The following is a 6,951-nucleotide window of genomic DNA, read 5'->3' on the forward strand; positions in this document are numbered from 1 at the left end:
CATTTTTATTTTTTATGGCACTTATGATACTTTTTTGTATCTATGGCATAGGAGTGTTTGTAAGCTTTTATACTGCACTTTCTCCGCATAGTGATCTTTTTGAATCCAGATATAGCAAAAGCGTTTTTGATAGACATAATCATATCCTAAGTGTATTTTTAACGCCTGAGCAACAATGGCATCTCAAATCTCCATCGCCTATTTCATCTAAAATACGTGCAGCAGTGCTTACTTACGAAGATAAACGTTTTTATTCACATTTTGGTATAGATATACTTGCACTTTTGCGAAGTATCAAAAATAATCTTACCTCCTCAAAACGCATAGGAGGAAGCACCATTAGTATGCAAGTAGTTAAGCTCTATCTTAATTCTCCACGCACTTATACAAATAAAATCAATGAGTTTTTTCAAACTCTTGCGCTTGAAGCTGCTTTTAATAAAGATGAAATTTTGCATATGTATCTTAATAACGCCCCTTATGGGGGAAATATTATCGGATATCATTCGGCTGCTCTTTTATATTTTAATAAAGATGTTGGCTCTCTCACTTGGGCAGAATCTGCTCTCCTTGCAGTTTTGCCTAATGCACCGGGCTTATTTAACCTCAAGAAAAATACGGATATTCTCAAAAATAAACGCGATGCCCTTTTGGTTAAACTTCACACGCAAGGCTATTTTGATAAAGAGATTCTCTCTATAGCACTCAAAGAGCCTCTTCCCTCACGCAAGATACATCATCATAATCTTGCACCACATCTTAGTCTCAAACTTATTGCTGCAAGGAAGCAAAATAATATTGTTTCTACGATTGATAAAACACTTCAAGCCCGTTTAGAAACTAAAATCAAACAATATCACAAAAAGCTTCTTTCTCAAGGAATTTTAAACCTCGCTGCACTTGTGGTAGATACACAAAGTGGAGAGATTTTATGCTATGTGGGTTCGCAAGATTTTTTAGATATTGATAATTTTGGGCAAATTGATGGAGTAAGCGCAATGCGCTCTGTGGGCTCACTTTTAAAACCTTTTCTTTACGCTCTAAGCATTGATGATGGACTTATTGCTCCTCAAAGTCTGCTTGTAGATGTGCCCTTGTTTTTTTCTAATTTTAATCCACAAAATGCTACTAAAACTTATCAAGGCTTAGTGCCTGCACAAACTGCTTTGCAAAAATCACTCAATGTGCCTTTTGTCAAACTTTTGCAAAATTATGGTTATGAAAAATTCTTTTTCACATTGCAAGATATGGCAGGATTTGAAGCAAGTAATGCACAACGTTATGGTTTATCATTTATACTTGGCTCAAAAGAAATGAATATGCTTCAAATCGCACGACTTTATAGGGGTTTGGCTCAATATGGAGAATTTGGGGAGCTTTATACACTTTTAAATACCCAAAAGAAACCTCTTAAACGCTTTTTGAGCAAAGGAAGTGCTTACCTTACCCTTCAAACGCTCAAAGAGTTGCAAAGAGAGGGAGATTTAGACTATCATAGAGAAAAAATGGCATTTTCGTGGAAAAGTGGCACAAGTTATGGGAGAAAAGACGCTTGGGCAGCAGGAGCTAGTCCTCAATATACTATCGTTGTCTGGGCTGGGAATTTCACAGGCAAAGCAAATCCGAATATTTTTGGCGTTAAAACAGCCGGGACATTGCTTTTTGAAATTCTTGAAGAACTCCCTAATAATAACATTAGTTTTTCTCTTCCTACAGAATCTTTAAAAAACATTGAAGTGGATAGACTGAGCGGATATGGCGTAAATGATGAATTAAAAATTTTACTTGAAGAGAGCAAAATAGGGCTATCAAGCATTCTTTTTCCTACATCAGCTCAACCTCTGCAACCATCACCTTTTTTAAAAAAAGTTTTTTTAGCAAATGAAAAGGAAGTAGATTCTCTTGCTAAGGATTTTCTTTTTGCCAAACCCTCTCTTGCCCTTAAACTTCCTACAAATGTTCTAGCTTATTATAAGCTTCAAAATGTGAATATTCAAAAACATCTTTTAGAACGCAATAAAAGCTTACAAATTATCTATCCTTTACAAGGAATTACAATTATTCAGCCTAAAGATTTTGATGGACAGCAAGAGCTTATAATCCGCATTGCTAATCTTAAAAACCAACAAGTATCGTGGTATTTAAATGAAAAACTTATCCACATTTCTACACAATCTACACTTAAATTATTTCTTGCTCGGCGCACTCATTCTCTTGTCATTGTAGGTGAAGATGGGAATATGGACACCATAAGCTTTAATATAGAATGAACAAAAATTAGCTAAAATAAGTTAAGATTGTGCAAAAAAAGGAGAATACAATGAAATTTAATGGAGAAAATGTGCTTATTACAGGTGCAAGCAAAGGAATTGGGGCGCAAATTGCCAAAACTTTGGCAAGTTATGGACTTAAAGTATGGATAAATTACCGCTCAAAGCCTGAACTTGCCCAAAAGGTAAAAGAGGAAATAGAATCAAGCGGTGGTAAAGCAGCAGTGATTAAATTTGATGCAAGCATAGAAGAAGAGTTCATAGCTGGTTTAAAAGTTATTACACAAAGTGATGAAAAATTAGCCTATCTTGTGAATAATGCAGGAATTACAAATGACAAACTTGCATTGCGTATGAGCGTAGAAGATTTTGAAAACGTAATTGATGCAAATTTGAAATCGTGTTTTATTGGTTGCAGAGAAGCTTTGAAAATAATGAGCAAACAACGTTTTGGGAGCGTTGTAAATATCGCCTCAATCATTGGTGAGCGTGGCAATATGGGACAAACAAATTATGCAGCGAGTAAAGGTGGAATGATTGCAATGAGTAAATCTTTTGCCTATGAGGGCGCACCGCGAAATGTTCGCTTTAACTGCGTTACACCCGGTTTTATACAAAGTGATATGACTGATGAACTCAAACCCGAAGTTGTAGAAAGCTATATGAAAAATATCCCTCTTGGACGCTTTGGACAGGCAAGTGATGTAGCTCAAGCAGTGGCATTTTTGCTTTCAGAATCTTCAAGCTATATTACAGGTGAGGTATTAAAGGTCAATGGTGGGCTTTATATGTAAAACATACTTTAGAATCTGCTATTGATAAGGTAGATTCTATATAAAAGCAAAAGATTTTGTAGCAAGATTCGCAAATCTATTTGCTAAAGCAATTTTAAGGAGGTTTTATAAGTAAAGAAGAACTAAAGAGCAGTTATACAAAGCTGTTGAAAATGGAGATCTAGAGGACGTGATAGAAGCCTTAAAGGCAGGAGCTGAATGCACAAGGGATATTTCCAGTTTTGCCGAAGCTCGCCTAAGTGATTTGGAGCAAGAATATTAGGACGATAAGGCGTTTTATGCAGGATGCAGTGCGAAAAATTCCCCACAAGATTATATTTATAGAATCTGTTCGCGATATGCAAAGGGACAAAAGCTCGATACTATTCTCAAAAGCATATTTGATAGAAAGCCAGTCACGTCAAAAAGCAAGGGTGAGATAATCACGCCAAAAAACAAAAGGGAGTTGCAAAAACTTGTAAAGCTTAAAAAGCAGTATTTAGGCGATATTGACATCAGCAATATTAAAGATTTATCATTTCTCTTTGAGGATGTTGATAGAAATGATTTTGCTGGGATTGAAAATTGGGATACGAGCAAGGTTACAACTATGCAAGATATGTTTAGATACTCTAATTTTAATGAAAACATATCCACTTGGGATACATCAAAGGTAAAAAATTTTAGCTTTATGTTTGAAGAAAATAAGGTGTTTAATCAGCCTATTGATAAATGGGATACTTCAAGTGCCACAAACTTTTCTTGTATGTTTTACCAAGCAGAAGCTTTCAATCAGCCCATTGGTGCTTGGAATACAAAAAAGGCTACAAATATGCATTATATGTTTGGTTATGCTTTAAGTTTTTGCCATAATGTAGGGTATTATTGGGATCTTAAAGGTGTAAAGGACACAGATAATATGTTTCGCGAAGCAACCGCATATAATCGTGCGCAAAAAAGGAATAAATGGGATTAGGATAGACAACATTTAGCGATAGATATACGCACGCATAATCTTGTATCTTGTGAAAGCGTAAAATACACGTGAGATTCTAAGGTATAACTTTTCAAATCCCTATATTTTGCAGAATCTCGCATAAGCTTTTGTAAAAGTTTCCAAATAGTAGCTAGTAATTTAACAAAAGTTTGATATAATCTCACCTTTTAAGTTTAAAACCAAAGGAGAATACAATGGATACATTTGAAAGTGTAAAGGCTGTAGTTGTTGAACAATTAAGTGTTGATGCAAATGAAGTAAAACCCGAATCTCGTTTTATTGAGGATTTGAATGCAGATTCTCTTGATGTTGTAGAGCTTGTTATGGCTCTTGAAGAGAAATTCTCGATTGAGATTCCAGATGAAGAAGCAGAAAAAATCAAAACAGTCAAAGATGTTGTTGCTTATATTGAAGCTAACAAATAAATTATAAACTATAGAATCTTGCTTTGCTTTATGCAGGTTGGATTCTATAACCCCCTTATTATAAAGGAATGAATGATGCGTCGAGTAGTGGTAACTGGTTTAGGAATGATTAACTCATTAGGCTTAAACAAAAGTGACTCTTTTAAAGCTATCATTAATGGACAATGTGGGATTAAAAGAATTTCTTGCTTTGATGTAGAAAATTTTCCTGTCAAAATTGCTGGTGAAATTACAGACTTTAATGTTGAAGAAGTTCTTGACCCACGTGAGGTAAAAAAGGCTGACCGATTTATCCAGCTTGGCTTAAAAGCAGCAAAGGAAGCAATGAGTGAGTGCGGATTGCTTGAAGGTAATGTCGTAAATATGTCACTTAGTGAGCGGTTTGGTGTTAGCTCCGGCGCAGGTATTGGTGGGCTTGGCAATATTGAGAAGAACTCCGTTGTTTGTGAGCAAAAAGGACCACGCAGAATTAATCCATTTTTTATTCCTTCTGCGCTTGTAAATATGCTCGGAGGTTTTATCTCTATTGAATACGCACTTAAGGGTCCTAATCTTGCAAGTGTTACGGCTTGTGCGGCTGGAACTCACGCTATTAGCGAAGCAGCAAAGACTATTATGCTCAATGGCGCAGATGCTATGCTTGTAATTGGTTCAGAATCTTCAATTTGCCCTGTGGGAATTGGTGGTTTTGCAGCGATGAAAGCACTAAGTGATAGAAATGATGAACCCTTGAAAGCTTCGCGTCCATTTGATAAAGAACGTAATGGATTTGTTATGGGTGAAGGTGCTGGAGCACTGGTGCTTGAGGAATATGAGAGTGCTAAAAAACGTGGTGCAAAAATTTATGCAGAATTGATTGGCTTTGGTGAAAGCGGTGATGCTAACCATATCACAACTCCTGCTCCACAAGGTGAAGGAGCATTAAGGGCTATCAAAGCTGCACTCAAAATGGCAAATAAACCTGTGGGATATGTCAATGCACACGGCACAAGCACGGCTTATAATGACCTTTATGAGACAATGGCACTTAAAGCTGCTTTTGGCTCTAAAGAATCTGTGCCGCCTGTAAGTTCTACAAAAGGGCAAATTGGGCATTGTTTAGGTGCAGCTGGTGCTATAGAAGCAGTCATTTCTATTATGGCAATGCAAGAGGGTATCTTGCCTCCAACAATTAACCAAGAAAACCCAGACCCTGAATGTGATTTGGATTATATTCCTAATACTGCACGTGAGGCAAAAGTTGATGTTGTAATGAGTAACTCATTTGGCTTTGGTGGCACAAATGGTGTTGTAATATTTAGCAAAATCTAATTAGGAGGCATAATGGCAACCTATCTTGATTTTGAACAAAAAATTAAAAATCTCCAAGATGATATAGAATCTGCTATTATAAGTGGTGATAATGATGCTATATCAATCCTTGAAAAAGAGCTTGAAAAAGAAGTATCTAGCGTATATTCTAATATAAGTGATTACCAAAAATTACAGCTTGCACGCCACCCTGATCGTCCTTATGCAATGGATTATATTGAATCTATTCTCAAAAATCCTTATGAGATTAATGGAGACAGACATTTTAAAGATGATAAGGCAATCGTATGTTTTCTTGGTAAAATAGGTGAACAGACTACAATGATTATTGGTGAGGAAAAAGGAAGAGGCACAAAAAATAAACTTGCACGTAATTTTGGTATGCCAAGCCCTGAAGGCTATCGTAAGGCTTTGCGTGCGGCAAAGCTTGCCGAGAAATTTCATATCCCTATCCTTATGCTTGTAGATACACAAGGGGCTTATCCCGGATTAGGAGCAGAAGAACGCGGACAAAGTGAGGCAATTGCTAGAAATTTGCAAGAATTTGCCAAACTCAAAACGCCAACGATTGCGGTTGTTATTGGCGAAGGAGGAAGCGGTGGTGCATTAGCTATTGCAGTGGCAGACAAGCTTGCTATGATGCAATATTCTATCTTTAGTGTTATCTCCCCAGAAGGTTGTGCAGCGATATTATGGAATGATCCTTCAAAAATAGAATCTGCAACAAAGGCACTTAAAATTACGCCTATTGAGCTTAAAAAATGCGGGTTAATTGATGATGTTATCAATGAACCACTTATTGGTGCTCATAGAGATAAGGAATCTGCGGCAAAGGCTATAGAATCGTATTTTCTTAAAGCGTTTGAAGAAATATCACAAGATGATAACTACCTCAATAAACGCTATCAAAAGTTAATGAATTATGGGGCTTTTAGCTAATCATTAAAAATTCTTAGAAAGGGTAAGGGTTAAGATTTTTAGCCCTGCATCATCATAATTTTGAATTTTTTATCAAATATCCTATACAACGCACAGAGCAAAATCAAAATATACGCGATGTAAAGTTCTTTCCTAATTAAAACCTCTTCTTATTCACATCATCTAATATATCTTTAGCTACTTTATCTACTCTCTCACTAATCTCTGCACTAGAATTAGCAATCTCAACATTCTCT

General features: G+C 36.2%; 6 protein-coding genes. All 6 read left to right on the top strand.

Going from position 1 to position 6,951, the window contains the following annotated elements; genetic code table 11:
• Nucleotides 1–23: 23 nt before the first annotated feature.
• The 6 genes from pbpC (at nucleotide 24) to accA (ending at nucleotide 6,715) form a co-directional block, all read left to right on the top strand.
• Nucleotides 24–2,270: a penicillin-binding protein 1C gene (gene pbpC, locus LS66_RS09020; protein WP_236097021.1), complete on the top strand. Its 2,247-nt coding sequence runs from the start codon at nucleotides 24–26 to the stop codon at nucleotides 2,268–2,270.
• Nucleotides 2,271–2,320: 50 nt separating this feature from the next.
• Nucleotides 2,321–3,064, top strand: a complete 744-nt coding sequence (fabG, locus tag LS66_RS09025) for a 3-oxoacyl-ACP reductase FabG (RefSeq protein ID WP_034367688.1) — start codon at nucleotides 2,321–2,323, stop codon at nucleotides 3,062–3,064.
• 445 nt (nucleotides 3,065–3,509) lie between these two features.
• Nucleotides 3,510–4,019, top strand: coding sequence for a BspA family leucine-rich repeat surface protein (locus tag LS66_RS09030; protein ID WP_034367690.1), 510 nt, complete (start codon nucleotides 3,510–3,512; stop codon nucleotides 4,017–4,019).
• A 215-nt stretch (nucleotides 4,020–4,234) separates the two neighbouring features.
• Nucleotides 4,235–4,465 carry an acyl carrier protein gene (gene acpP, locus LS66_RS09035; RefSeq protein ID WP_011115570.1) on the top strand — a complete coding sequence of 77 codons (231 nt, stop codon included), beginning with the start codon at nucleotides 4,235–4,237 and terminating at the stop codon, nucleotides 4,463–4,465.
• 75 nt (nucleotides 4,466–4,540) lie between these two features.
• Entirely contained in the window at nucleotides 4,541–5,776 is a 1,236-nt protein-coding gene (locus LS66_RS09040) for a beta-ketoacyl-ACP synthase II (protein WP_011115569.1), read from the top strand.
• Between the two features lie 12 nt (nucleotides 5,777–5,788).
• The gene (gene accA / locus LS66_RS09045; protein ID WP_011115568.1) at nucleotides 5,789–6,715 is read left to right on the top strand and encodes an acetyl-CoA carboxylase carboxyl transferase subunit alpha; all 927 of its coding nucleotides are present in this window, start codon (nucleotides 5,789–5,791) and stop codon (nucleotides 6,713–6,715) included.
• Nucleotides 6,716–6,951: the final 236 nt, after the last annotated feature.

The organism is Helicobacter sp. MIT 03-1614, from assembly GCF_000762925.2.
In the GTDB taxonomy this organism is placed as follows: Bacteria; Campylobacterota; Campylobacteria; order Campylobacterales; family Helicobacteraceae; genus Helicobacter_C; species Helicobacter_C hepaticus.